Source organism: Methylobacterium sp. Leaf100, assembly GCF_001422845.1.
Lineage (GTDB): Bacteria > Pseudomonadota > Alphaproteobacteria > Rhizobiales > Beijerinckiaceae > Methylobacterium.
Map to the genome: position 1 here is coordinate 285,660 of NZ_LMMW01000012.1, position 24,910 is coordinate 310,569.

General features: G+C 71.4%; 22 protein-coding genes. 11 read left to right on the forward strand and 11 right to left on the reverse strand.

Translation table 11 applies throughout. The features are described from left to right. The first annotated feature begins 261 nt into the window (after positions 1 to 261). On the forward strand, positions 262 to 1,977 hold the full coding sequence (locus ASF25_RS09355; protein WP_056169822.1) for a DEAD/DEAH box helicase: 1,716 nt from the start codon (positions 262 to 264) through the stop codon (positions 1,975 to 1,977). 272 nt (positions 1,978 to 2,249) lie between these two features. On the opposite strand, the gene ASF25_RS09360 is transcribed toward ASF25_RS09355, so the two are convergent. Then, entirely contained in the window at positions 2,250 to 3,170 is a 921-nt protein-coding gene (locus ASF25_RS09360; RefSeq protein WP_056304427.1) for a hypothetical protein, read from the reverse strand. Between the two features lie 246 nt (positions 3,171 to 3,416). Beyond that, positions 3,417 to 4,181, reverse strand: a complete 765-nt coding sequence (locus tag ASF25_RS09365; RefSeq protein WP_056304428.1) for a hypothetical protein — start codon at positions 4,179 to 4,181, stop codon at positions 3,417 to 3,419. Positions 4,182 to 4,397: 216 nt separating this feature from the next. Between ASF25_RS09365 and ASF25_RS09370 the strand changes: the two genes are divergently transcribed. Both ASF25_RS09370 and ASF25_RS09375 read left to right on the forward strand, forming a co-directional pair. After that, positions 4,398 to 5,834, forward strand: coding sequence for an ATP-binding protein (locus tag ASF25_RS09370; protein WP_056304429.1), 1,437 nt, complete (start codon positions 4,398 to 4,400; stop codon positions 5,832 to 5,834). Then, positions 5,831 to 6,493, forward strand: coding sequence for a response regulator transcription factor (locus tag ASF25_RS09375; RefSeq protein WP_056169834.1), 663 nt, complete (start codon positions 5,831 to 5,833; stop codon positions 6,491 to 6,493). The genes ASF25_RS09370 and ASF25_RS09375 overlap by 4 nt, the downstream gene beginning before the upstream one ends. 9 nt (positions 6,494 to 6,502) lie before the next feature. Here the strand turns inward: ASF25_RS09375 and ASF25_RS09380 are convergent, their stop codons facing one another. The 4 genes from ASF25_RS09380 to tsaD are packed head-to-tail and all read right to left on the reverse strand — an operon-like array spanning position 6,503 to position 9,479. Beyond that, entirely contained in the window at positions 6,503 to 6,919 is a 417-nt protein-coding gene (locus ASF25_RS09380; protein WP_056304430.1) for an EVE domain-containing protein, read from the reverse strand. A gap of 50 nt (positions 6,920 to 6,969) precedes the next feature. After that, positions 6,970 to 7,428, reverse strand: coding sequence for an opioid growth factor receptor-related protein (locus ASF25_RS09385; protein WP_056304431.1), 459 nt, complete (start codon positions 7,426 to 7,428; stop codon positions 6,970 to 6,972). A gap of 2 nt (positions 7,429 to 7,430) precedes the next feature. Beyond that, on the reverse strand, positions 7,431 to 8,423 hold the full coding sequence (locus tag ASF25_RS09390) for an NAD(P)H-dependent glycerol-3-phosphate dehydrogenase (RefSeq protein WP_056304432.1): 993 nt from the start codon (positions 8,421 to 8,423) through the stop codon (positions 7,431 to 7,433). 12 nt (positions 8,424 to 8,435) lie between these two features. Continuing rightward, entirely contained in the window at positions 8,436 to 9,479 is a 1,044-nt protein-coding gene (tsaD, locus tag ASF25_RS09395) for a tRNA (adenosine(37)-N6)-threonylcarbamoyltransferase complex transferase subunit TsaD (RefSeq protein ID WP_056169847.1), read from the reverse strand. 192 nt (positions 9,480 to 9,671) lie between these two features. Here tsaD and ASF25_RS09400 point away from each other — a divergent pair, with 192 nt between their 5' ends. From ASF25_RS09400 to ASF25_RS09415, 4 genes are all read left to right on the forward strand, one after another. After that, positions 9,672 to 10,388, forward strand: coding sequence for a uroporphyrinogen-III synthase (locus ASF25_RS09400; RefSeq protein WP_056304433.1), 717 nt, complete (start codon positions 9,672 to 9,674; stop codon positions 10,386 to 10,388). 133 nt (positions 10,389 to 10,521) lie between these two features. After that, positions 10,522 to 12,741, forward strand: a complete 2,220-nt coding sequence (locus ASF25_RS09405; protein WP_056304434.1) for a hypothetical protein — start codon at positions 10,522 to 10,524, stop codon at positions 12,739 to 12,741. Positions 12,742 to 12,875: 134 nt separating this feature from the next. After that, complete coding sequence (locus ASF25_RS09410) at positions 12,876 to 14,474, forward strand: heme biosynthesis HemY N-terminal domain-containing protein (protein ID WP_056304435.1); 1,599 nt, start codon at positions 12,876 to 12,878, stop codon at positions 14,472 to 14,474. 156 nt (positions 14,475 to 14,630) lie between these two features. Then, complete coding sequence (locus ASF25_RS09415) at positions 14,631 to 15,758, forward strand: DUF2336 domain-containing protein (RefSeq protein WP_056169859.1); 1,128 nt, start codon at positions 14,631 to 14,633, stop codon at positions 15,756 to 15,758. Between the two features lie 25 nt (positions 15,759 to 15,783). On the opposite strand, the gene ASF25_RS09420 is transcribed toward ASF25_RS09415, so the two are convergent. The 3 genes from ASF25_RS09420 to ASF25_RS09430 form a co-directional block, all read right to left on the reverse strand. Then, on the reverse strand, positions 15,784 to 16,125 hold the full coding sequence (locus ASF25_RS09420; RefSeq protein ID WP_056304436.1) for a DUF1491 family protein: 342 nt from the start codon (positions 16,123 to 16,125) through the stop codon (positions 15,784 to 15,786). A gap of 34 nt (positions 16,126 to 16,159) precedes the next feature. After that, positions 16,160 to 16,951 (reverse strand): peptidoglycan-binding protein, encoded by a 792-nt coding sequence (locus tag ASF25_RS09425; RefSeq protein WP_056304437.1) that lies wholly within the window; start codon positions 16,949 to 16,951, stop codon positions 16,160 to 16,162. Positions 16,952 to 17,055: 104 nt separating this feature from the next. Then, positions 17,056 to 18,996 (reverse strand): PAS domain-containing sensor histidine kinase, encoded by a 1,941-nt coding sequence (locus ASF25_RS09430; RefSeq protein WP_056169869.1) that lies wholly within the window; start codon positions 18,994 to 18,996, stop codon positions 17,056 to 17,058. 398 nt (positions 18,997 to 19,394) lie between these two features. Between ASF25_RS09430 and ASF25_RS09435 the strand changes: the two genes are divergently transcribed. From ASF25_RS09435 to ASF25_RS09445, 4 genes are all read left to right on the forward strand, one after another. Then, positions 19,395 to 19,682: a hypothetical protein gene (locus ASF25_RS09435; protein ID WP_056169872.1), complete on the forward strand. Its 288-nt coding sequence runs from the start codon at positions 19,395 to 19,397 to the stop codon at positions 19,680 to 19,682. A gap of 83 nt (positions 19,683 to 19,765) precedes the next feature. Further along, positions 19,766 to 20,812 (forward strand): cytochrome d ubiquinol oxidase subunit II, encoded by a 1,047-nt coding sequence (cydB, locus tag ASF25_RS09440; RefSeq protein ID WP_056304438.1) that lies wholly within the window; start codon positions 19,766 to 19,768, stop codon positions 20,810 to 20,812. Continuing rightward, positions 20,809 to 20,982, forward strand: coding sequence for a hypothetical protein (locus ASF25_RS22650; protein WP_156368925.1), 174 nt, complete (start codon positions 20,809 to 20,811; stop codon positions 20,980 to 20,982). The genes cydB and ASF25_RS22650 overlap by 4 nt, the downstream gene beginning before the upstream one ends. A gap of 248 nt (positions 20,983 to 21,230) precedes the next feature. Then, positions 21,231 to 22,697 carry a sensor domain-containing diguanylate cyclase gene (locus ASF25_RS09445; RefSeq protein ID WP_082502595.1) on the forward strand — a complete coding sequence of 489 codons (1,467 nt, stop codon included), beginning with the start codon at positions 21,231 to 21,233 and terminating at the stop codon, positions 22,695 to 22,697. 34 nt (positions 22,698 to 22,731) lie between these two features. Here the strand turns inward: ASF25_RS09445 and dgcA are convergent, their stop codons facing one another. Next, positions 22,732 to 23,718 (reverse strand): N-acetyl-D-Glu racemase DgcA, encoded by a 987-nt coding sequence (gene dgcA, locus ASF25_RS09450; RefSeq protein ID WP_056304439.1) that lies wholly within the window; start codon positions 23,716 to 23,718, stop codon positions 22,732 to 22,734. After that, the gene (gene dgcN, locus ASF25_RS09455) at positions 23,715 to 24,737 is read right to left on the reverse strand and encodes an N-acetyltransferase DgcN (protein ID WP_056304440.1); all 1,023 of its coding nucleotides are present in this window, start codon (positions 24,735 to 24,737) and stop codon (positions 23,715 to 23,717) included. The genes dgcA and dgcN overlap by 4 nt, the downstream gene beginning before the upstream one ends. Positions 24,738 to 24,910: the final 173 nt, after the last annotated feature.

Genomic DNA, 24,910 nt, shown 5'->3' on the forward strand with positions numbered 1-24,910 from the left:
AATTCATGCCGCCATCGGGACGGACGGCACCGCCCGCAGGGCGGCTGGCTCACGGGGGCCACGGCCGAGTTCGAAAGACAAGCTTTAACTGTGCGGGAAACCACCCATGCGCGCGCAGACATGGCGCATGGCCGCGGTTCCGGCTACAAGCCACCGTATCCGTAACCGATCGAGGCCGGAATCACGCATCCGGGGGATCGATCCGCGCTTAGCGCGGCCATCCCCGGCGGGTTCCAGCCTGTTTGCCCGCAAGGCTCCTCAGTGCCCTTTCCGACCCTGCCGGCCCCGCTCTCCCGAGCTCTGGCCGCGCGTGACTACGCAGACCCTACCCCCGTCCAGAATGCGGTGATCGAAGCCGCCGCGCAGGGGCGCGATCTCCTCGTTTCGGCCCAGACCGGCTCGGGCAAGACCGTTGCCTACGGCCTCGCCTTCGCCGACACGCTGCTCGACGGTGCCGAGCGCTTCGGTCCGGCCGGCGCGCCGCTGGCCCTGGTCATCGCCCCCACCCGCGAACTCGCCCTACAGGTCGAGCGCGAATTGACGTGGCTCTACGCCGAGACCGGCGCGCGGGTGATCTCCTGCGTCGGCGGCATGGACCCGCGGCGCGAGCGCGCCCAGCTCAACGACGGCGCCCACATCGTCGTCGGTACGCCCGGCCGCCTGCGCGACCACTTGGAGCGCCGCAACCTCGCCACCCAGGATCTGCGCGTCGCCGTCCTCGACGAGGCCGACGAGATGCTCGACCTCGGCTTCCGGGACGACCTCGAATTCATCCTGTCGGTGACCCCGAAGGAGCGGCGCACGCTGCTGTTCTCGGCGACCCTGCCCAAAGCCATTGCGACGCTGGCCGAGCGCTACCAGAACGACGCCCTGCGCATCGCCGTGAAGGGCCAAGAGCGCGGCCACGAAGACATCACCTATCGGGCCGTTCGGGTGATGCCGCGTGAGCTGGAGCACGTGGTGGTCAACACCCTGCGCTTCACCGATGCTCCGACCGCCATCGTGTTCTGCAACACCCGCAACGCCGTGCGCCACCTCCAGGCGGTGCTGACCGAGCGCGGCTTCTCCGCCGTGGCCCTGTCGGGCGAACTCGGCCAGGGCGAGCGCAACGCCGCCCTTCAGGCCCTTCGCGACGGGCGCGCCAAGGTGTGCGTCGCCACCGATGTCGCCGCCCGCGGCATCGATCTGCCCACCGTCAGCCTGGTGATCCACGCTGACCTGCCCCACGACGCCGAGGTGCTCCAGCACCGCTCCGGCCGCACGGGCCGCGCCGGACGGAAAGGCACCTCCGTCCTGCTGATCCCGGCCTCCAAGCGTCGCCGCGCCGAGCAGATGCTGATGATCGCAAAGGTCAACGCCGAGTGGGCCGGCCCGCCCACCGCCGAGGAGATCCGCGCCCTCGACGGCGAACGCATGTGGCAGGACCCACTGTTCACCGATGCCCCGGCCGAGGAGGATGTCGCCATGGGCGAGGCCCTGCTGGCCCGTCGCACGCCGCAGGAGCTCGCCGCGGCGCTGGCCCGAATCTACCGGGCGCGCCTGCCCGAGCCCGAGGATGTCACCGATCCGGGCGCCGGCCCCGAGCGCAAGGCCCGGCCGGTCTACGACCCCGCCGACACCGCCCGCATCGACGCGGAAGGTCCGTCTGTCTGGTTCCGACTCAACCTCGGCCGGCGCGACAACGCCGACCCGCGCCGCCTGCTGCCGATGCTGACCCGACGCGGTAGCATCGGGCGCCAGGAGATCGGGGCCATCCGGATCTTCGATCGGGAGACCAAGTTTGAGGTGCGCGGCGGCGCAGCGTCCCGCTTCGCCCAGACCTTTGCCAAGAACGGCTCGCCCGAAATCCAGGTGGAAGCGCTCTTGGACGGTCCCGGCAGCGATCAGGAGGCCAGCGGCCCCAAGGGCTTCAAGAGCCCGCGCGGCGCCCGTCACGAGCGCGAGATCGGCAAGAAGCCGCGCGCCCGGACGAAGTAGCCCGAGGCCCTCCGGCTCCTCTTCGGTGAGCGACCGTCACCTCGCGAGCACGTCCCGACACCGGGTCGTGCTCGTTCGATCCCCGCTGGACCTGAACCGCAGGACCCGCGCGGAGGCCTCGAAGCCGGCCTTCGAACCGACCGAAGCTCCACGGCGAACGCCTTCAACTTCGATGCGCGGGGGTTCGGGCCGACGCGGACGATTCCGGTCGCAGCAGCTCGTTGCCTGAAATCATCGTACCCGATGACAGCAGGCCTTGGCCGACGTCGTTCTCAGAACTGTTCGGGGAAGCGCTTGACCGCGTTTCCGAGGGCCTCGACGCCTTCGACGAGCTTGCGTCCGACGGGGGCCAGGGACGGCACTTTCATGCCGAACATCTCGGTCTCCTCGGCTTCCGGCTCTGCGGCCTGGGCCGGTTGCGCGGCTGCGACCTTTTCGGAGGCAGCCGGTACGGGTTTGGCGGCGGGCTTGGTCCGTGCCACGACCGGGGCGGGCTTCGCTTTCGGCCCGGCTTCGGCCGACGCCGGGGGAAGGGCCGCGAAGGTGCCGCCGGTCGTGGCACGGGCGCGGGTGGTCTCGACGGGAGTCGGGGCGACGAGGGGGGCCGTGCGGGCTTTCTCCACGAGGGCGACGGCGGGCGCGGACGGCACCGTCGCGGCATTCTCGATGGGGGGCAGGCGCGCGGGCTTCGAAGGCGACGCGATGTTGGCGACCTGAACCGGCTTGGTGTCGACAGCCTTCACGTCCGCAGGCTTGGTCTGGAGAAGCTTGACTTCGACCGCTTTCGTCTCGGGCGCCTTCGCTTCGACGACTTTGGCTTCGAGAGCTTTGGTTTCGAAGGCTTTGGCTTCCTGGGCCTTGGCCTCGACCGGCGCGACGACGGCTCGAACCGGGAGCGGATCGGCCTCCGCCGGCACCGGACCCGAGGGCCGGTGGGACGACGCCAGGGCAGGAACGCCGTCGCGCAAATCCGGCCAATCGGCCGAGATTCGCCCGATCCGGACCTTGGACGGCGGCGGGCCGGCGAGACCCGAGAGCATCGAATACGCCCCGGCGGACAGGCCGACGAGGCCGACACCGCCCAGAACCGCGATCAGCGCGGCACGCATGACGCGCGATGGCGCCTTGGGCTCGGCGGGCGCGCGCCCTTCGGCGGCGATGCGCCGCTCGGTCGGATCGATGGCAATCGACATCAGCGTGGACTCATCCCGAACACACCCGGCGGTCGCGTCCGGTCGATGACGCGGTGCCGTGTCCGTGAACTGATCCCGACAATGGGGCATGAAGATGTCCGGCACCGTATCGACAGTCGAAGCCCGAGATTACCCGGATTAGATCTGTGTTAGGCCGGAGGCTTTAAGGAGTGGTATCGCGGTTCGTCTTCGTCACGTCCCGGGACGACGCAGGCACCATCTTGCAGAGGTGCGTCGCGCCCCCGGCTAGGACGCTCGCTCGATGAAGTCGGCCTGCGCCGCCACCACCCGGGCAACGCCGCGGTCCGCGCGGTCGGAGCCCTTCGGCAAGGCCTCGCCCGCCAGGAGCCGGGCCTTGAGGGCGACCCGGCCCGGATCGCCCCAGCACGTCAGCAGCGCCTGGAACGCGTCATGGTGCGCGCGGTCGAACGCGATCGGTCGCTCGTTCGCGTCGCGGCACGGGTGTGGCGGATGGAGATGGGCGCACGGAACCAGACCGGAGGGGATCGGCGCGGTCGCCGCATGGGTCCGGCGCGCCCGTACGACCTCCGGGGCGACGTAGGCGCGCGGCGCGGCCGCGCCGGAGCCGACGGGACCGCCGAAAACCTCGATCCGCCCGAGACGGGTCGTCATCACCACGTCGAGCCGGCGTTCCACGAGGAGCCCCGGCACCGGACTGCCGGGCGCGAAGGCCGCCCCACCGCAAGCTCCCCACAGATTGTCGAGAATCCGTGGATCGCGGGTCCGCAGGCAGGCCGACCCCTGAGGCAGCCCGAGGCCGAGGTCGAACAGGAACGCCTCGCGATCCGTGGGCCGGGCAGCCGCGAGGTCGGGCCCGAGCGGCGTGACCACCTCCGGCCCGGGGACCAGAGCCGTCCCCACGGTCAGGCACAGGGCGACCGCATGGCTCCAGCCGCCACGGAACCCGGTTTCGTAGGCCACCGGCACGAGGTCGTCGGCGGGCGCGAGCATCAGGGCGCCGCGGCACGTCAGCCGGCCGAAACGCCCCATGGTCGCGACGGCCTCGCCGGGCGCACGACCGAACTCGGCCCCGGCACCGAATCCGCCGAGACTCCACCGGGTGGCCGGATCGTCGAGGAATGCGGCGAGCCGGTCCCGGATCCCCGCGGATTCATCGGGACGGGACGGCGCGGGGCTACACGTTCCATCCCGCCCGGACTCGGCTACAAGTGGAACGTCCCTCATCCGCTTCCCGGCACCCCCACCATGACGACGGCCCCCGCATCGAGCCCGCCCGGTTGGGCGGCCCGCCCCACCCTGTGGGCACGCTGGCCGACCCGCACGCGGATGATCGTCCTCGTCATCGCTATCGATCTCCTGGCGGCCCTGCTCTCGTGCGGGGTCATCGTGCTGAACGCGCGCTCCGCCGTCGAGGTCGAGATGAAGGCGGCCCTGTCCAATGTCGAGCTTCTCGTCTCCGACACCATCGATCTGGCGCAGGCCGCCTCGCCCGACACCCTGCTGCAGACCCTGCGCCTGCGTGTGCAGGGCCTGCGCCACGTGCGCGTCACCGTCCTCGACGCGGCGGGCGCCGTCGTCCCGGCACCGTCGCATCGCCAGCGCCGGGACGCCTACGACGCACCACACTGGTTCGTCGCCCTCATCGCCCCCGAGCCGCGCCAGCACGAATTGCCCATCGTGGTCCAGGGCAAGCGCCTCGGCACCGCTCGCATCACCACCCAGCCGCGGGACGAGATCGACGAGGTCTGGGGCTACGCCGTCTCCCTGTCGCTGGCGAGCCTCATCGTCAGCCTCGGGCTCCTCGCCGCCCTCTACGTCGCCTTCGGCCGGGTGCTGGCACCCCTGACGCAGGTCGCCGATGGCCTGACCCAGCTCGAACGGCAGGATTACACCGCACGCCTCGCGCCGCCGGCCTCGCGCGAACTCGCGGTCATCGCCGCCCGCTTCAACAGCGTGGCCCAGGCCCTGTCGGAAACCCGTGCCGCCAACGGGCGCCTCAACCGCCAGCTCCTCTCCGCCCAGGACGACGAGCGGCGGGCGACGGCCCTCGAGCTCCACGACGAATTCGGCCCCTGCCTGTTCGCCCTCGAAGCCAACGCCGCCTCGGTGATCCGCATGGCCGCCGCCGAGGCGGCGCCGGACCGGGGGAAGCTGACCCAGCGCGCCGAGGAGATCAGCGCCATCGTGGGTCAAGTCCAGACCCTCAACCGCGACCTCCTCAACCGCCTGCGCCCGCATGCCCTGGGTCAGGTGCCCCTGCCCGATTGCCTCGTCCTGCTCCTGCGCGACTTCACCCGCCGGCACTCGGGGACATCCTTCACGGGCACGTTCGATCGCCTCGGGGCCGGCTACGGCGACGTCACCGATCTCACGGTCTTCCGCTGCATCCAGGAGAGCATGACCAATGCCGTTCGGCATGGCGGGGCCGCGCGCGTCACCGTGGAGGCGGGCGAAGTTCAGGACGGCTCCGGATCGCACCTCGCCATCGAAGTGCATGACGATGGCCGCGGAATCACGCCCGACCACCGGGTCGGGCTGGGTTTGTCGGGGATGCGCGAGCGCGTCGAGGCCTTGGGCGGCACATTGGCGCTTGACAATGGCCGGCCTGGGACGGTTGTCCGGATCATGATTCCGTTCGAGTCCGAACGGTCCGAGGACTCGAGCGCGATCCCCGCTGCATGAACGCGATCCACACCACTTCCCTCCGGGCCCCGGTCCTGGTCGTCGACGATCACCCCATCGTGCTCCAGGGCTGCCGCCGCGTGCTGGAGGATGCCGGCATCGAGCGCATCGCCGAGGCCACCACGGTGGTGGCGGCCTACCGAGCCTTCCACCGCCTGAAGCCGTCCATGGTGATCTGCGACCTGACCTTCCAGGGCAGCGGCCTCGCCGGCCTGGCGCTGATCCGCCGGATGCGCGGCGTCGATCCGCAGGTTCGGATCCTGGTGTTCAGCATGCACAACGATCCGGTCATCGTCGCCCGCGCGCTGGAGGCGGGGGCGCTCGGCTACGTCCTGAAGGACCACGCCTCGGGCGAGCTGTTCGAGGCGTTCGACCGGGTCCGTGCCGGACAGGTCTACCTCGACCGGCGCCTCGCCACGGAGGTCGCCATGCTGCGCACGGACCCGCGCCGCACGCCCGAGGCCCAGCTGACGCCGCGGGAGCAGCAGATCCTGGCGCGTCTGGCTCAGGGCAAGTCCTACGGCGCCATCGCGAGCGACCTGTCGGTGAGCTACAAGACCGTCACCAACGCCTGCTCGCAGATGCGCCAGAAGCTCGGCGTCCGAACGCTCGCCGAACTCATCCACGTGGCGGTGACGCAGGCCCAGCGGCAAGGGTGAGGTCAGGCATCAGCCGAGCCCGCCCATCGCCCGCACGATCGCCCACTCTTCCTCCGTCACCGGCTGCACCGACAGGCGGGAATTGTTGGCGAGCACCATGGCGGCGAGGCGTGGCTCGGCCTTGATCGCCTCCAGGGTGACCGGCCGGGGGAGCGCTTCCACCGCGCGCAGATCCACCATCCCGAACCGGCCCGTGGCGTCGGAATCGTCGGGGTAGTACGGGCGGATCACCTCGACGATGCCGACCACCGCCTTGCCCTCGTTGGAATGGTAGAAGAACCCCAGCTCGCCGACTTCCATGGCCTGCAGGTTCTTCTTGGCCACATGGTTGCGCACGCCGTTCCAGTGGGTGCCGGCGGCCCCGGCCGCAACTTGGCTGTCCCACGACCACGTGGCGGGTTCGGACTTGTAGAGCCAGTGGGCCATGCGGATCTCCGGGGAACGGCGGGTGCCATACCATCCGGGAAGCGTGGCCGTCAGTCCCCCGAGAGCGCGTTCGCCCAGTAGCGCAGGCTGTCCGGGTTGATCGGCGCGCCGGCCTCGGCATTGCGTACGGTCACGAAGGCGTGAAACGCTTGCGCCTCCCGTGATCCCAACAGATTGCGAAGAGCCCGAAGGATGCGGGTGATGCGCAGGTGGTTGTGATCGTGGGCGCGCAGCCAGCCGTTGGTGTCCCCATAGAAGCGCATCATGCGATCACGCGCCGCCCGAAGACCCGAGAGCGCCGCCGGGTCGGCTCGGATCGCCTCGGTCTCGGCGCGGGTCAGCACGGGAGCGCCCGGCACGGCGAGACTCGCCTCGCGCAGCGGAAAGCACCACTGGATGAAATCGTGCACGCCCTCGATCCGGGCGTCGCCGAACGCGATCACGTCGGCGAGACGGCGTCCTTCGCCGTCCGATCCCTCGCCGGCGAGGAAGGCATGGATCGGCCCCATCCTCACTCGGCCTCCCCCCGGAGCGGGCGCGCCAGGAGCGCGGCGATGACGGTCTCGACGCTGGCCTCGCCCGCCACGACGGCGGCGACGGCCTCGGCCACGGGCATCTCGACGGCCCGCGCCCGCGCCAGGGCGACCAGGGCCGCAGCGGTGTAGGCACCCTCCGCGAGCTTGCCGCCGGCGGCGTCCTGGGGCGAGGCGCCGGCTCCGAGGCGCTGACCGAAGGCGAAGTTGCGCGATTGCGGCGAGGAGGCGGTGAGCACGAGATCGCCGAGGCCCGACAGCCCCATGAGGGTCTCGGGGCGCCCGCCGTAGGCGCGGGCGAAGCGCATGAGCTCGGCGAACGCCCGCGCGATGAGGGCGGCCCGGGCCGATTCGCCTAAGCCCCGCCCGGCGACGATGCCGGAGGCGATGGCGAGCACGTTCTTGCCGGCGCCGCCGACCTCGACGCCGCGCACGTCGTCCGTGTGATAGACGCGCAGGTTCGGCCCCGACAGGGCGGTGGCGAGACGCGCGGCGTGCCCCGCGTCGGCGGCCGCCAGGGTCACGGCGGTGGGCAGGCCACGGGCGACGTCCGCCGCGAAGCTCGGGCCCGACAGGACCGCCACGGGGGCGTCCGGTCCGAGGATCTCGGCGGCGACGGCGCTCATGAAGCGGTCGCTGCCGCGCTCGATCCCCTTGGCGCAGAGGACGATCGCCGTCCCGGGGGCCCAAGACGGGGCGAGGTCGGCGAGCACCGTCCGCAGGGTCTGGGCCGGCGTCACCATGAGTACCGTGCCGGCGTCGCGCAAGGCGCATGCGTCGGCCGTGGCCCGGATGGAGGCGTGGAGGGGCACGCCGGGCAGGTAGCGTGCGTTCTCGCGGGTTGCTTCGAGGCGTGCGGCGGCCTCGGCGTCGCGCAGCCATAGGGTCACGGAATGTCCGGCGACGGCGGCGGCGTTGGCGAGCGCCGTGCCCCAAGCGCCGCCGCCGATCACCGCGATGGGTTTGCTCATGCGGCGCTCCTGTCAGGCCGCGGCGACGGGCTCGGCGAACGGCCAGCGGGCACGGGCCGGCGCGGTGAGATCGTCGACGAGGCCGAGGCGCAGACGCTCGATGCCCGCCCAGGCGATCATGGCGCCGTTGTCGCCGCAGAGCGCGACGGGTGGCGCCACGAAGGCGAGGCCTGCCTCCCCGGCCTGGGTGGTGAGGGCACGCCGGATGGCGCCGTTGGCCGCGACGCCGCCGGCGGCGACCAACGCCGTCGGATGCCCGGCGACGGCGGCGAAGTCGCGCATGGCGACCCGCAGACGATCCACGATCACGTCGACCACCGCCGCCTGGAAGCCGGCGCACAGGTCGGCGACGTCGGCGCTGGACAGCGGAGCGAGCTTCTCGGCCTCGATCCGCAGGGCGGTCTTGAGGCCGGACAGGGAGAAGTTGGCTTCGCGCCGGCCCAGCATGGGCCGCGGCAAGGCGAAGCGCTCGGGGTCGCCGGTCTCGGCCAGGCGCTCGACTTCCGGCCCGCCGGGGTAGCCGAGGCCCAGGAGCTTGGCGACCTTGTCGAACGCCTCGCCGATGGCGTCGTCGATGGTGGTGCCGAGCCGCACGTAATCGCCGACGCCCTTGACCGCGACCAGCTGAGTGTGGCCGCCCGACGCCAGGAGAAGGAGATAGGGGAAGCCGATCCCGTCCGTGAGGCGCGCCGTGAGCGCGTGGGCCTCGAGGTGATTGACCGCGATGAGGGGCTTTCGCGCCACCAGCGACAGGGTCTTGGCGGTAACGAGGCCGATGAGCACGCCGCCGATGAGGCCGGGGCCGGCCGCCACCGCGATGCCGTCGACTTCAGCCAGACGCAGGCCGGCGCCGTCGAGGGCGCGCAGGATGAGCCGGTCCAAGACCTCGACATGCGCGCGCGCGGCGATCTCCGGTACCACGCCGCCATAGGCCGCATGTTCGGCGATCTGACTCAGGACCTCGTTGGAGAGGATGCGTCCGCGTCCGCCCTCGCCGGGGCAGACCACGGCGGCGGCGGTCTCGTCGCAGGTCGTTTCGATGCCGAGGACGTTCATGGGATCAGGACGTTCATGGGATGCGGACGGTCATGGAGCGGGTACGTTCCTGCGGCACGGGTGAAACCTGCGGATGCCGCGTCAAGGCATCACCGGCTGCGGCGGCGAGCTGCTGCGTCGGATGCATCCTAGCCGGCCCGGCGCTATCAGGGCAACGAGGGGCAGGGTAACGACTGGACGAGGTTTCGTGGAATGCGGATCTGGGTGGCGCGGCCGGAGCCGGGGGCGACGCGGACGGGGCAGAGACTCCGGGCGCTCGGCCACGCGCCCCTCGTGGCACCCGTGCTGGCGATCCGCCCCACGGGCACGGTCCTGCCCGACGGCGCCTTCGCCGGCCTGCTGCTCACGAGTACCAATGCCGTCGCGGCCCTGACGGCGGCGGACCGGGCACGGTTCGCCACGCTGCCGGCGTTCGCCGTCGGCGCGCGGACGGCGGATCTGGCGCGCCGGGCCGGGCTCGAAGCGGTGCATGAGGCCGGGGGCGACGCCGCCGCCTTGTCCGCCCTCGTCCGCGCCACCCTGCCGGCTGGCAGCGCCCTCCTCCATGTCGCCGGCGCCGAAGGCAAGTCCGAGCCGGCCGCCTCCCTCAGGGCGGCGGGATATGCGGTCACCGCCGCCATCGCCTACGCAGCCGTGGCGGAGGCGACGCTTCCGCCGGCCGTGGCGGCGGCACTGGCGGCTCATCCGGCCGCCCTCGACGCGGTGCTGCACTACTCGCGCCGCAGCGCCGAGACCGCACAACTTCTGGCACGCCGCGCGGGCCGAAGCGGAGCCTTCGGCGCGCTCAAGCATTACTGCTTGTCGAGTGACGTGGCCGCCGCCCTGGCCGCGGCGGGTCTCGACGCGCATTTCGTGGCGGCACGGCCGGACGAGGAGAGCCTTCTGGCGGGTTTGGTGGCGGGAACCTGACGGAAGGGCCTCGCTCCGGCGCGGGCCGTGATGCTAGGACGAATCTGAATAAGCTGGGCTGCGATCGCCGAACCCGGGGGCACCGAACCGGTGTCGGGTGACGACGGCAGCGTCGGGAAGGGAGCAACGAACCGTGAAACCACCCAACAGCGACGCCAACCGCCCGGGCAATGCGTCCGGCACGCGCCCGCCCGAGCCGGCAAAGCCGAACGCACCGACGTCGAACGCACCGACGTCGAACGCCCTTGGTGCCAAGCCGGATGCGTCGCCGAGCAAGCCCGATGCCCCGAAGACCGCCCCCTCCACGAGTGACACCAAGCCCGCCGTTGCGGGCGTCGGCCAGCCGGGTGCGCCGAAGCCGCCCGAAGCGTCCAAGGACGCCCAGCCCGTGGGCAAGGATGCCAGGCCGCTGGACGGCGTCAAATCCCCCGACGCCCCGAAAGCCGCTGCGTCCGGCGTGCTGGGTGGCGACAAGCCCGCGGATGTGAAGCCGCCGGAGCCGGCAAGGTCCGCCGACCTGTCGAAGGACGCGAAGCCGGAGATCGGCAAGAGCGAGGTGGGCAAGAGCGAGCCGCCGAAGCCGGACGCTTCCAGGGAACCCCCCAAGGATTCGCCGAGGACCGCGACCTTCCCGAGCGGCGCGCAGGGCGCGGCAAAGCCGTCCGGTGGGGCGACGGACGGTCCGATCATCGATCTGAAGGCCAAGCGACTGCCCGATCCGGCACCGGCCCAGAAAGCGTCGGCGACGGGCGCCGGCATCATGCCGGGTGTCGCCACCAAGCCGGCGGACGCCAAGCCCGGAGATGGTGCCAAGCCTGGAGATGGTGTCAAACCCGACGCCGGCACCAAGCCTTCGGATACCGGCAAGTTTGGCGAGACTCCCAAGGCGGCCGATCCGAAAGCCGGGTCCGGCGGAACCACGCCGAAGATCGCGCCGACGCCTCCGCTAACACCGGCGGCGCGTGGGCCGGGCTTCGGCTCCGTCGCCACCGCCGGCCTTCTCGGCGGCGTCATCGGAGCCGCTCTGCTGTTCGCCGTCGAACGCGCGGGCGTGCTGCCTCAGGCCGACGACGGACGCCTCGCCGCCCTCGATCAGCGCATCGCGGCGCTGGCGCCGAAGGACGAGGTCGCGCGCCTGTCCCAGCGCGTCGCGTCCAACGAGACCGCCCTCAAGGCGGTGCCGGAGGCCGTCTCCACGGCCCGCGAGGCCCTGCAAAAGGCCAGCGCCGCGCCGGTTCCCAGCGGCGACGGCACCGCGCCGCAGGCGACCGCGACCCTGCCGCCCGACGTCGCCGCGCGCCTCGACAGCCTCGACCAGCGTGTCTCGGCCCTCCAGGAGGAGCCAGGCCAGCAGGGCGGCGAGGCCCGCATGGCGGTGGCGCCCGCGAACAACGACACCGCGCAGGTGACGGCCCTCGCCGAGCGCCTGAAGGCGGTGGAGGCCCAGATCGCCGCCGTGCCGAAGCCCACGGAGCAGCCCGACCTGACCCCGAAGCTCGCGGCGCTTCAGACCGCCCTCGACGACCGGGCCAAGGCCAATGCCGAGGCGATCAAGACCAACGCCGAGGCGACGCGCACCCTCGGCCAGAAGCTCACGGACGCGCAGCAGGCCCTCGACGCCAAGGTCCAGGCCGCCACCCAGGCGAGCCAGCAGGCGGCGGAAGCCGGCAAGACTCAAGCCGCGGAAGCCGCCAAGGGCATCGAGCGTCAGATTCAGACCCAGCTTCAGGCACAGGGCGACAGGATCGCCGGCCTCGACAAGGCCCTGTCCGAGCGCGCCGAGGTCGCCACCGTTCAAGCCGCCCTGCGGGTGGTCTCGGCCGACCGGATCGTGACCGCCCTAAACGCCGGAACGCCCTACGCCGACGCCCTTTCCGCCCTGCGCAACTACGAGCCGGGTGATCCGGCCCGGCTCACCGCCGTGGCGGTCTTCGCCGATCGCGGGGCCCCGACGGCCCGTACTCTTGCGGCCGAATTCCGCACCGTGTCCGAGACGATCGCGGCGGCCCGCCGCTCCGCACAGGTGCGTTCGGTGGCCGAGACCGGCGATTTCAGCCAGAAGCTGATGAGCATGGCCGAATCCATCGTGCAGGTGCGCAAGGTCGATGGCGCGGCGCCGTCGGCGCAGGGCGCAGCGCCCGCGGCCGACCCGCTGCCGAAGGTGCAGGACGCCCTCGACCGGGGCGCCGTCGCGGAAGCCGCCCAGGCCTTCGCGGCCTTGCCGGAGGATGTCCGCGCCCAGGCCGGCGAGTTCGGGACCAAGCTGAAGTCCCGCGCGGCGGCCGGCGAGGCGGCGCAGGCTCTGCTCGCGGAGGCCTTCAAGGGCCTGCCCGCGGCGGGCCCGTCGCGGTAAGGCACGGCCCCGTCGCGGCGGTATCCCCGCCCGATGCCGCCGACGAATGAATCGACGGGAGCATCCGAAGCTCCCGTTCCCGGATTACGGCGCCGCCGGCTCGACCGGCCCCACGCCCAGGAGTTTCTGATCCCATGTGGCGCGCTCTCGCCTTCCTGGCCCTCCTTGCCGTCGCCGCCTACGGCGCGACCTGGGTCGCCGACCATCCCGGCTCCGTCACCATCGTGTGGAACGGCTACGAAGTCGCCACTAGCCTCGCCATCGCGCTGATCGGCGTCCTCATCGCCGCCATCGTGGTCGGCTTCATCTGGGCCATCGTGCGCGGTCTCATCACCCTGCCGGAGGCCCTGGTGCGCGGCTCGCGCGACCGGCGCCGGGCCAAGGGCTACTCGGCCCTGTCGCGCGGCATGGTCGCGGTGGGCTCCGGCGATCCCATGGCGGCGCGGCGCCACGCCAACGATGCCGAACGACTGCTCGGTGCCGAGCCCCTCGCCCTGTTGCTGAAGGCCCAGGCCGCACAGATTTCGGGGGACCGCGAGGCCGCCGAATCGGCGTTCCAGCGCATGGTCGACGATCCCGAGACCCGGGTGCTCGGCCTACGCGGCCTCTTCGTCGAGGCCCGTCGCCGCGAGGACGACGTGTCCGCCCGTGCCTACGCGGCCGAGGCCGCGCGCCTCGCTCCGAGCGTCACCTGGGCCAACGAGGCCGTTCTGGAAGCCCAATGCGCCGACGGCGATTGGAGCGGCGCGACGGAAACCGTCGAGCGCCGGGCCTCCCTAGGCCTCATCGAGAAGGGTCTCGCCCGCCGTCAGCGCGCCGTGCTCCTCACCGCGGCCGCGCAGGAGCGCGAAGCCGGCGAGCCGGAAGCCGCCACCGAGCGGGTACTTCGGGCGGTCAAGCTCGCCCCCGACCTCGTACCGGCGGCGGCTCTGGCCGGGCGCCTGCTCGCGCGCCGCGGCGACCTGCGGAAGGCCGCCAAGATCATCGAGGCCGCGTGGCGCGCCGGTCCGCATCCGGATCTCGCCAAGGCCTACCTGACCCTGCGCACCGGCGATTCCGTGCGCGACCGCCTCGCCCGCGCCGAGACCCTGGCCCGGCTGTCGTCGTGGCATCCCGAGGCTCGCCTCGCCATGGCTCAGGCGGCCTACGAGGCGCGCGAGTTCACCCAGGCCCGCGAAGCCCTCGCACCGCTGCTCGCCGACCGGCCCTCCGTGCGGGCCTGCCTCGCCATGGCGCGCCTGGAGGAGGCCGAACACGGCGCCGGCACGGGCCGCTCGCGCGAGTGGCTCTCCCGCGCGGCTCATGCCCCGCGCGACCCCCTGTGGATCGCCGACGGCATCGCATCGGAGCGCTGGGCCCCCGTCTCTCCCGTCACCGGCCGCCTCGACGCCTTCGTGTGGAAGACCCCGACGGAGGTTCTGGCCGGCCCCTCGGAGACCGGGACGGACGAGGCCGAGCCGCCGGAGGGGGCGATCTTGCCCATCGAAGTCGCAAAGCCCCTGGACGCCGCGAAGCCCACGGAACCGGCCCGACCGCCGGAGTCCGCCAAGCCGCCGGTGCCGGCCCAGCCGCCGGTGCCTGCTGGATTGAACGGTACGACGTCCTCCCCCGCGGCGTCCGGCATTCCCGCCGCCTCGAACCCGATGCCGGCCGGCACGTCGACACCCGTGGTCCTTCCGATGCCCAAGGCCGTGGACAAGGCGGCCGACGGGAAGGATCGCCGCGTCGTGTGAGACGTCGCGACACCACGGCGGATCACGGGTCGATGGACACCCTGTGATCTGCGGGGATGGCGCAGGACGACACGCGCCCACCCCCGGGGGTTTAAAGGCTGATTCACGCAAACACGCTAAGTCTCGGGACAGCGAGTTCTGCGTAATCGAAGTGCCATGCACCCATCTGTCGACGATGCGCCGGACCTCTCCGGCCTGATCGAACTGTCGCGCCTCGACACCCTCGATCTGAAACCCGTGATCCTGCGCGTGCAGACGGATCTGTTCCTGTCCGCACCGTTCCGCGACCGGAAGACCCTCGAAGCGTTCGAGGCCTTGGCCGGCGGCCTCATCCCCATCGTCGACGAGGAGACCGCCGAGATCGTCGCGCGCAAGCTCGCGGCCTTCCCGGAAACGCCGCCCGGCATCCTGGCGATCCTGGCCGCGCGCGGCGGGGCCGTCCGCGACGCCGTGATCGCGCAGGCGCCCACCCTCACCCCGACGGTGATCGAGGCTGCGCTCTCGGACGGCACGGATCTGGGCGGCGCCATCGCGGCGCGTCCCGACATCGACCGGAGCACCGTCAACGCCCTGTCGGCCCGTGCGGTCGGCGAAGTCGACCTGGCGCTCGCGGGCAACACGCACATCGTCCTCGGGGCCGAGACCCTGGCCCGCCTCGTCGGGCGCGGACGGCGGTCGGCCGACCTCGGCCGGGCGCTCCTGGCGCGCACGGACCTCGTCCCGGCGGACCTGTCGCCCCTGTTCCTCTACGCCGACGAAGCCCGGCGCGACGCCATTGGCGAGGCGGTGGCCGCGACCGCGGCCCTGCGCCCATGCCCGCCTCCGCCGCGCGAGGCCGGCGCGATCCTGACAGGCTTCTCGGGACGCGGCGACATCGCCGGCTTCATCGGAGCGCTCGCCGAGATGCTCGGCCTGCGCCGGGATTTCCTGGCCGCGACGCCGGACCCGCACCTGCGCTACGACCTGCTTACCCTCGCCCTGCGTGCCGCGGGCCTTCACGAGGAGGAGGCCGTCTACGTCTTCCTGACCCTCAACGAGACCGTGGCCCGCTCCGTCGACCGGGTGTTCGACCTGGTGAAGCTGTTCCGCAAGGTTCAGCGCCCCGCCGCACGCAGCCTGCTCGCCGCCATTCTCGACACCGCCCTGCCCGAGCGCGCGGGCGATGCACGGGCGCACCAGCCCTACAACGCCCCCGACGCCGCGCGCCCGCGCGTCTCGCCGGCCGCCGCCGAGCGCGCGCCCCTTCGCCCCGCCCTCCCCGGTCGCCTGCGCCAGAGTTCCTGAGCGTTCCTCGACGGGCGGAGCGCGCCTACTCGGCCAGATCGAGGAGGTGCCGGCCGGCGCGATCGTCGATCTCGACGATCCAAAGATCGTGATCGAACCGCACCTCCTTGCCGATGCGGAGCTCGACATCGGCGGGCTCGGCCTCGCGCATCAGTGCGACGAAGCGCCGATCCGTGTCGCCATCCGTATCGACGAGGGATTGGGGCGCCGGCCCGTAGAGGTCGGCGCGGCCGTCGAGGCGATCGACCTTTACGAAGATCGCCCCCGCTTCCGCCGCGCCGCGCCGCCGCTGGACGGCGGCGATGCCCTCGATGCCGAGACGGCGCAGATGGGCCGAGACCCAGAAATCCGAACGCAGACGAGCCATCGCCCGGCTATAGCGGGATTTCCCGCGAAAGCGATCAGCCCGGCGATGCGGCGGCGCGAGCCGCGAGTTCGCGCAGGGTGCGGCCGGCGGGCTGGCCCTTCACCGGAAGCTTGCGGTCGCGCTCGAACCGCTCGATGGCCGCCCGGGTGCCGGTGCCGAGGACGCCGTCCGCCTTGAGGGGTCCGTAGCCGAGCTTGACCAGGGCACGCTGCGCCTTCGCCACCGCCGGATCGGCCTTCGGCGTAACGGACGCCGTGGTCTCGCCCTCGCGGATGATCTCCCCGATGGTGTCGCGGGAGACCGGACGCGGCGCGGGCTGGATGAGGGCGATCCGCGCAGGTTCGGACTTCGGTGCATCCGGCTTCGACGGCTCGGCGCTGGCGGGGTCCGCCTTGGCGGATGTCTGTGGAACCGCCGCCTTCGGAACGGCCGCCCTCGCCGCTTCGCCGGCATCGGGCCGGTTCGCCTCGATCCGGCGGGCGGGCGGCTTCTCGGTGATCGGGCGCGGCGCGGACGCGATCGGGCGCGGCGCGGACGCGATCGGGCGCGGCGCGGGCTTGGGGAAGATCGGGGCCGGATGACGGCCCATCTGATAACCCAGCGCATTCAAGGAGATGAATCCCGCGGCACCGACGACGACGACGAAGCCGAGAACATCGCCGGGTCGCGTCACGCACAGGCGACCGGCCCAACGCACGACAGCGCCGAGATCGGACCGCCATCCGCCCGGCCGTGCGCTCGCGCCGGCGCGCTGACGCCGGGTGGCGGCATCGGCCCGGGGTCCGCGCGGCTGAGGCGGGACGATGATCTCGCGCTGATCGCGCATGGCGGCTCCCTCAAACTGGGCCGCCCCACCCGCGCACGGGACGCGGATGGGGAGGTCGGGGCAAGCGGCCGGGTCCGGCCGCTCTGGGTGACGATGGGCCGGTCCTATCCGGCACGCCGCAGGGGCGAACCTCCGTCGGGCACGTAGCTCTCGCGGACGGGCTCGGACGAGGCCTCGAACAGGCCGATGGGCCGACGGATCGGCGCCGGCGACCGCGCCGTGTCTGTGGCGCCTGGAACGCGTGAAGCCGTGCGGATCGGGGCCGGACCGGCGAGGTTGGCCTGCGTCCGGCAGGTCACCGGCAGGGTGACGATGACGCTCGTGCCCTGGCCCGGAACACTCTCGATGGCGATGGCGCCGCTGTGCAGGCCGACGAGCCCCTGGACCACGGAGAGACCGAGGCCCGTGCCCTCGTGCGAGCGGCGGGTGTCGCTCTGAGCCTGGAAGAAGGGGTCGCCGACCCGGGGCAGATCGTCGGCCGCGATGCCGATTCCGGTGTCGGTGACGATGAGATCGAGGTGATGGCCAGCCTGCCGGATGGCGACCTCCACCCGCCCGCCGGACGGCGTGAACTTCACGGCGTTCGACAGGAGGTTGATCATCATCTGCCGGCAGGCGCGCAGGTCGGCCGTGATGTGGATCGGTGCGGTATCGTCGGAGCGGACGAGGACCACGCCGGCCTTCACGGCCCTGAGCTGCATCAGGTCGCAGCAGGTCCGCACGAGGGCGTTGAGGTCGAAGGTCTCCGGCGCGTAATCGAAGTGGCCGCTTTGGATGCGGGACATGTCGAGGAGCGTGTTGACCACGTCGAGGAGGTGCTTGCCCGAATCACCGATGATCACGGCGTATTCCCGGCTCTGCTCCGGTCCGATGGTCATCGCGCCCTCGCCCGCCAGGACTTCCGAGAACCCGATGATGGCGTTGAGCGGCGTGCGCAGCTCGTGGCTCACGGTGGCGAGGAAGCGGCTCTTCACCTCGTCGGCGCGCTCGGCCTCGGCGCGGGCGCGCTCCAATTCCTCGGCGTGGCGGCGGTGCTCCGTGACGTCGCGGGTCACGGCGACGACGCTCGAGCCGGAAGCCAGGGCATTGGGCAGGCCGGTGCGGGCGGCGTCGATGCGGTGGGCCCGCATCTCGGCGAAGATCACGCGGGGCGCCCCCTCGGCCCGCACGGCGGCGGCGTCGAGTTGGAGACGGAACTGCACCGTGGCGGGCACGCCGTGAGCGGCGACGTCGCTGAGGGTCTGAAGCAGGGCCGGCCGGTCGCCGACATGAACGCGCTCCAGGAGGCCGTGACCGCGCAGGCGGCTTGCCTCGGCGCCGATGAAGCGGGCCGACGACGCGCTGGCCTCGATGACGCGTCCGTTGCAATCGTGCCAGGTCACGAGGTCGTCGATGGCCGACAGGAGCATGCGATCGCGCAGTTCGTTGTCGCGCAGCTTGGCGAGCCACCGGCCTTCGTGGCGGAAGTGCTCGATGGCCTGGGCGGTGATGTGGCCGATGGCCGTGATGGCGAAGACCGGCATGGCGAGGGTCCGGGACCATTCCATCAGGACGCCGCTGACGCCGAGCGGCGGCAGGAACGCGACGGCGAGCGCCCCGAGGGCCGCCACGATGGCGGCCGCGAGGGTTGCCCGGCGCGAGCCCGAGACCACGGCCTCGAGGGGAATCGCCACGAGCCAGATGGCGGCGGCGGAGTTGGCGCCGCCCGTCATCATCGCGAGGCAGACCACGAGGCCGGTGAGGCCGGCCGACGAGATCGCGTGTGCCACCCAGAGGATGCCGGTGCGCGACAGGAGGACGGCGGCGAAGACCGGGAGCAGCAGGCTGGCGATGGCGAGGGCCTCGATGCCGCTCGGCACGCCCCGCAGAAGCAGGTAGGGCGGCAGACCCAGCATCATCACCAAACCGGTGGCCAGGCGCGAGACGAGGAAGCGCTCATGACGAAACCGCACGGCGGCGTCGTCGATCACCGACTCATGGACGAGACCCGCCAAACGGGTATCGATGAGGGACGCCAGGGCACCGTAGATACGCAATACCGACACGCACAGCGCGGATGGAGGCCTTACCGGCCCGTCCGACGCCCCTTGGTTCGACTTGAACTCGGGCTCGACCTGAACTCGACTGACCGAACCGTCGCAGAGCCGACTTAAGCGAGTCTTGCGAGGGGGGTGCCGCACGTCTCCACATGCTTTCCGGAAAGTAACCGCATCGTCCGAGACGGATGGCTCTCGCGGCGGCACGCCCGAAAAATCCGGTGACGCCCGGCTCCTGATCGTATCGGCCCCACAAAGCCGACGACGCTTTCGATCTCAGACCCAATAAAACGCCGTTCACCATCGCGACGAGTCGTGTCCACCGGCTCATGTCTGCTTTACCACTCGCGTGCGTTCCTGGAGTTCACGCTGTTCGACGCCGCCCCGTACGGACCCTGGACCGAGCCATGCTGTTCCTCATCCGTGCCGCCGTGGTGATCGGCGGCCTGTCCTACCTCGCGCTCCTGAGGGACCGCCCGGACGCCGTGCCGACCCTCCCGGCGGTGTCGCCGCAGGCGCCGGCCCACGCTCTCGCGGCCGCCTTCGACGCGATGCCGGCGGAAACGCGCGAACAGCTGGTGCGCGAAGGGGTGGACGGCCTCGTCCGGCGCCTCGGCACGACCCGTCCGGCCTCCGCCGATACCTTGGCCGAGGCCGACCGGCAGCCGCCGTGGCGGGGCGTCGCGTCGCGGTAGCGCCCCGGCGGGGTCCGGTTGGCATTGCGGGGATCGTGCGGCTAAACCTGCTGTCGGGGGTATGACGACGGGGGCGCGGTCGGATGTTCGGATTCGGCATGGACTACGAAGGGCCGGCCTTCTGGCTGCCGCTGATCTGGTCGGGACTGCTCGCGCTCGCGGTGGCCATGTACGTGGTCATCGACGGATTCGACCTCGGCGTCGGCATCCTCTTCACCGCCGCCCGGAAGGGGAATTGGCGCGACCGGATGATGCTCTCCGTGGCGCCGATCTGGGACGGCAACGAGACGTGGCTGGTGCTCGGCGGCGGCGGCCTGTTCGCGGTGTTCAGCGTCGCCTACGCGATCCTGCTGCCGGCCCTCTACCTGCCGTTGATCCTCATGCTCATCGCGCTGATCTTCCGGGGCGTCGCCTTCGAGTTCCGGTTCAAGGCGGAGCGTTCGCAGGCGCTGTGGGACTACGCCTTCCATTACGGCTCCCTGGTGGCGACCTTCGCGCAGGGACTGGTACTCGGTGCCTTCGTGCAGGGCTTCCAGACGGAGGGGCGCGGCTTCACCGGCGGGACCCTCGACTGGCTGACCCCGTTCAGCGTGATGACGGGGATCGGCCTCGTTTGCGGCTACGGGCTGCTCGGGGCCACCTGGTGCGTGATGAAGACCTCGGGCGAGCTCGAGATCTGGGCGCGCCGCAAGAGCCGGCAGTTTCTTCTCGCCACCGTCGCCTGCATCGCCATCGTCAGCGCCTGGGTGCCGTTCCTCGGCCTCGACATCCAGTGGCGTTGGGTGTCCTGGCCCAACATCCTCTACGTCGCGCCCGTGCCGGTGGTGACGGCCTTGGTGGCCTGGGGCATCCACCGCGCCCTCGCGGGAGGACGACATCTCGCGCCGTTCCTCCTCGCCATCGCGCTGTTCCTGCTCGGGTTCCTCGGCCTCGCCATCAGCCTGTTCCCCTACATCGTGCCGCCACGCATGACGATCTGGCAGGCCGCCAACGCCGTCAGCGCCCTGCAATTCGCCCTCGTCGGCTATGCCGTGGTCATGCCCTTGACCCTCGCCTACACGGCCTACGCCTACTGGGTGTTTCGCGGCAAAGTCGCCGAGGACATTCAGGCGGGGGGCTACGGACATTGAGGGACGCCGGACGCGGCGCCGACCCCGGCGGGAGCGGCTCGGAGGGTAACGAATCCTCGGGTGCGTCGGGGCGAAACCGGCGCATGCTGTGGTTCGTGGTGTTCTACGCGGTGAGTCTCATCTCGTTTACCGCCCTCGTCTATGCCCTGCGCTTCATCGTGCGCGGGTAGGTCCGATGGATACCTGGCGACGATCGCTTCGCGAAATGGACTTCGCTCGACACGATCGTACGCACCACTGAAACCTTCGCTTCATTCCCTCGTGCTACCCTTGGGTTGTGTGGATGCGGACACGGAGGTAGCGTGTGGTGGCTCGTCGGCGGCGCATCCTTTCGGCGATCGGCCTGCTCGTGCTTCGCTTGCCTACGCTCCGCCTGGGGCGCCTCGGGATCGCCCTCGGAATTCTCGCGCCGATCGGGATGCTTCTCGTGTCCGGGATCATGCTGCTCGACCTGCGCCGCGATGCCTGGAGCAAGGCCGAGCAGAATTCGAAGAACCTTCTCCAGGTTCTCGAACGCGACATCGCCCGCAACATCGAAATCATCGACCTGTCCCTCCAGGGCGTCATCGACAACCTGCGGGAACCCGGCGTCGCGCAGGCGACCCCGGAGATGCGGCAGCTCATCCTATTCGACCGGGCCATCTCGGCGCGGGATATGGGCGTGATGCTCGTCCTCGACGAGCATGGCGAAAGCATCGTGGATTCCGGGGCCGTGCCGGCGCGCAAGCTCAACAATTCGGCGCGCGCCTACTTCCAGGCACACCGGGCGCGCGCCGATCTCGGCCTCGTGATCAGCGGCCCCATCGTGTCGCAGCTTCTCGGAACCCAAGTCCTCGTCCTCAGCCGCCGCATCGACAAGCCGGACGGCTCGTTCGGCGGTGTCGTGCTGGGCTCGCTGAAGCTGACGTACTTCAGCGGATTGTTCGAGGATATCGGTCTCGGGCGCCTCGGCACCATCGCGCTGTATCTGCGCGACGGCACACGCATCATGCGTTATCCGTTCGACGGAGACACCATCGGCAAGAGCTTCGCCGAGGTCCCGAACTTCGTTCGCTTCGTCCGCGAAGGACGCGGCAGCTTCGTCAGCCGCACATTCAGCGACGGGTTCGAACGACATTACAGCTTCACGGGCATCGGCGATCATCCGATGCTCCTCAATGTCGCCCTGTCCCGCGACGAGGTCGAGGCCGAGTGGCGCGAGCACGCCCTCGTCCTCGGCCTCATCGTCCTCGTGCTGTGCGGCCTCACCGCCAGCCTCTCGCTGCTGTTCGGACGCGAGTTGCGCCGCCGCTCGGAGGCGCAGGCGGAGCTGGCCCGGCTGTCGCAGACGGATGCCCTCACGGGCCTGTCGAACCGGCGGCGCTTCGAGACGATGTTCGATCGCGCGTGGCGGAGTGCCGGGCGCACCGGCGAACCGCTGTCCCTGCTCGTGGTCGATGCCGACCATTTCAAGCGCTACAACGACCGCTACGGCCATGCGGTCGGCGACGAGGTGCTGATCGGGCTGGCGCGCTGCCTCGCAGCCAGCGTTCACCGTCCCGAGGATCTCGTCTTTCGTGTCGGCGGGGAGGAGTTCGTCCTGCTCCTGCCCGAAACGGACTCGGTGGGTGCCCTGCGGATCGCCGATCGCGTCCACGCGGAGATGGCGACGCTGACGGTCGAGGCGGCGTCCCTGGGCGCGGGTTCGGTCACCGTGAGCATCGGCACCGCGACCGTCGTGCCGACCTCCGGCGTCGGCAGCGCGACGGCCGATCTCTACAAACGCGCCGATATCGCGCTCTACGAGGCCAAGGCCGCCGGCCGCAACCAGACCCGCTGTGCTGCGCCTGACACGACGAGCCGGACGCGTCGTTCGAGCCCGCTCCGGGTGGTCGGCGCGCCCTGAGGAGACCGGCTCACGGAGAAGTACGGAGCACGTCCTACCCCCACAACTCCGGCGTCGGCGGGTGGATCAGGCTGCCGTCGAACACCAGGGCGGGGTCTCGGTCCCGCGCCAGAAGCAGCGGACCGTCGAGATCGACGAAGTCGGCGTGGTGCGCGAGCAGCATGGCGGGCGCCATGGCGAGCGATGTTCCGACCATGCAGCCGATCATCAGGGAGAAGCCGCGGGCGCGGGCCTCGTGCGCCAGCATCACCGCCTCGGTGAGGCCGCCGGCCTTGTCGAGCTTGATGTTGATGGCGTCGTAGCGGGTCGCCAGGGCGTCGAGGCCGGCGCGGTCGTGCAGGCTCTCGTCGGCGCAGATCGGGATCGGCCGCGGGATGGTGGCCAGGATCTCGTCCTCGCCCGCCGGCAGGGGCTGCTCGATGAGTTCGACTTGCGCCGCGACGCAAGCGGCGAGGTTCGCTTCCAGGGTCTCGGGCCGCCATGCCTCGTTGGCATCGACCACGAGGCGCGATCGGGGCGCCCCGCGGCGCACGGCGGCGATCCGGTCCGGGTCGCCCTCCCCCCCGAGCTTCACCTTGAGGAGCGGACGGGCGGCGGCCGCGCGGGCGGCGGCCTCCATGCTCTCCGGATCGCCGAGGCTGAGGGTGTAGGCGGTGGTGGCGACCTCGGGGGCACTGAGACCGGCGATCTCCCAGGCCGGGCGGCCGAGCTGCTTCGCCTCCAGGTCGAACAGGGCGCAATCGAGGGCGTTGCGGGCCGCGCCCGGCTTCATGGCGGTGAGCAGATCCGTCCGCGACGCCCCAGCCGCGATGGCATCGGCCTGCGCCAGGATGAGATCGCGCACGCTGTCCACGGTCTCGCCGTAGCGGGCGTAGGGCACGCACTCGCCGCGCCCGACACGCCCCTCCGTATCCGTGATGGTGGCAAGGACCACGACGGCCTCCGTGCGGCTGCCGCGCGCGATGGTGAACGCCCCCGCGATGGGGAAGCGTTCGATGGCGGCGGCGAGGACCCGGCTCATGCGGCGGCCCCGGCCGGGAACTCGGCGATGAGACGGTCGACGATCTCCCCGACGCCGAAGCGCACGGGGTCGGTGGCCGGCAGGCCGTGCTCGCGGGCCAGATCGGCGAGCAGCGTCCGGGCGGCGCCCTCTTCCAGGCTCTTGGTGTTCACCGCGATCCCCACGGGGCGGATGTCGGGATTGGTGAGGCGTCCGAGTTGCACCGTGAGGTCGATGACCTCCCGAATCGTCGGCAGGGGATGCTGCACCCCCCGCATGGCGGTGCGGCTCGGCTCGTGGCAGACGATGAACGCGTCGGCCTGCGCTCCATGCAGCAGCCCGAGGCTGACGCCGGCGAAGGACGGGTGGAACAGGGAGCCCTGCCCTTCCAGAAGGTCCCAATGGTCGGGCGCGGCCGCCGGGGCGATCCACTCGACGGCGCCGGAGATGAAGTCCGCCACCACGGCGTCGATGGCGACGCCACGTCCCGAGATGAACACGCCGGTCTGGCCCGTAGCGCGGAAATCCGCGTCGAGGCCGCGATCCCGCATGCCGCGCTCGAGCGCCAGCACCGTGTACTTCTTGCCCACCGAGCAGTCGGTGCCGACGCTGAGCAGGCGCTTGCCGGGGCGCTTCGTGCCCTTGCCCGTGGCGAAAGTCTCGGAGGTGTGGCGCACGTCGTGGAGCTGGCGCTCGTTGGCCTCGGCCGCCGCCGCGATGGCCGGCACGGCGCCGAGGCGGGCGTGCAGCCCGCTGGCGATATCGAGGCCGGCCTCCAGCGCCGCGACGATCTCCGAGACCCAGTGGTCGGGCAGGACGCCCCCCGCGTTGGCGACACCGATCACCATCGTGCGGCAGCCCTTCTCCACGGCTTGCGCGAGGGTGAGGTCGGGAATGCCGAGATCGGCGGCGCAGCCGGGCAGACGCATCTGGCCGACGCACCATTCGGGACGCCAATCCTTGATGCCGTAGGCGGTCTTGGCCGCCAGGGTGTCGGGTACGTCGCCGAGGAACATGAGGTAGGGCGTCTCGATCTGCATGCTCGTCCATCCCTGGGGCCGCGCGCCCGCGTCTTCAGCGTCGGTCCGCTATGCGCGAGGAATCCCGCGCTGCCAAATTCGCCTGCGACAAAGCAGGATCACGGCCACCGCATCGGTTTCATGACGGTCCCCGGCGGAGGGGGTTGCGGTCCGGAGCGATGTCGGGTGTGGTC

Excerpts from the sequence above, each read along its gene's own strand:
- ASF25_RS09360 (WP_056304427.1), bottom strand. The coding sequence starts at position 3,170 with ATGTCGATTGCCATCGATCCGACCGAGCGGCGCATCGCCGCCGAAGGG.
- ASF25_RS09365 (WP_056304428.1), bottom strand. The coding sequence starts at position 4,181 with ATGGGGCGTTTCGGCCGGCTGACGTGCCGCGGCGCCCTGATGCTCGCG.
- ASF25_RS09370 (WP_056304429.1), top strand. The coding sequence starts at position 4,398 with ATGACGACGGCCCCCGCATCGAGCCCGCCCGGTTGGGCGGCCCGCCCC.
- ASF25_RS09375 (WP_056169834.1), top strand. The coding sequence starts at position 5,831 with ATGAACGCGATCCACACCACTTCCCTCCGGGCCCCGGTCCTGGTCGTC.
- ASF25_RS09380 (WP_056304430.1), bottom strand. The coding sequence starts at position 6,919 with ATGGCCCACTGGCTCTACAAGTCCGAACCCGCCACGTGGTCGTGGGAC.
- ASF25_RS09385 (WP_056304431.1), bottom strand. The coding sequence starts at position 7,428 with ATGGGGCCGATCCATGCCTTCCTCGCCGGCGAGGGATCGGACGGCGAA.
- ASF25_RS09390 (WP_056304432.1), bottom strand. The coding sequence starts at position 8,423 with ATGAGCAAACCCATCGCGGTGATCGGCGGCGGCGCTTGGGGCACGGCG.
- tsaD (WP_056169847.1), bottom strand. The coding sequence starts at position 9,479 with ATGAACGTCCTCGGCATCGAAACGACCTGCGACGAGACCGCCGCCGCC.
- ASF25_RS09400 (WP_056304433.1), top strand. The coding sequence starts at position 9,672 with ATGCGGATCTGGGTGGCGCGGCCGGAGCCGGGGGCGACGCGGACGGGG.
- ASF25_RS09410 (WP_056304435.1), top strand. The coding sequence starts at position 12,876 with ATGTGGCGCGCTCTCGCCTTCCTGGCCCTCCTTGCCGTCGCCGCCTAC.
- ASF25_RS09415 (WP_056169859.1), top strand. The coding sequence starts at position 14,631 with ATGCACCCATCTGTCGACGATGCGCCGGACCTCTCCGGCCTGATCGAA.
- ASF25_RS09420 (WP_056304436.1), bottom strand. The coding sequence starts at position 16,125 with ATGGCTCGTCTGCGTTCGGATTTCTGGGTCTCGGCCCATCTGCGCCGT.
- ASF25_RS09425 (WP_056304437.1), bottom strand. The coding sequence starts at position 16,951 with ATGCGCGATCAGCGCGAGATCATCGTCCCGCCTCAGCCGCGCGGACCC.
- ASF25_RS09435 (WP_056169872.1), top strand. The coding sequence starts at position 19,395 with ATGCTGTTCCTCATCCGTGCCGCCGTGGTGATCGGCGGCCTGTCCTAC.
- cydB (WP_056304438.1), top strand. The coding sequence starts at position 19,766 with ATGTTCGGATTCGGCATGGACTACGAAGGGCCGGCCTTCTGGCTGCCG.
- ASF25_RS09445 (WP_082502595.1), top strand. The coding sequence starts at position 21,231 with ATGCTTCTCGTGTCCGGGATCATGCTGCTCGACCTGCGCCGCGATGCC.
- dgcA (WP_056304439.1), bottom strand. The coding sequence starts at position 23,718 with ATGAGCCGGGTCCTCGCCGCCGCCATCGAACGCTTCCCCATCGCGGGG.
- dgcN (WP_056304440.1), bottom strand. The coding sequence starts at position 24,737 with ATGCAGATCGAGACGCCCTACCTCATGTTCCTCGGCGACGTACCCGAC.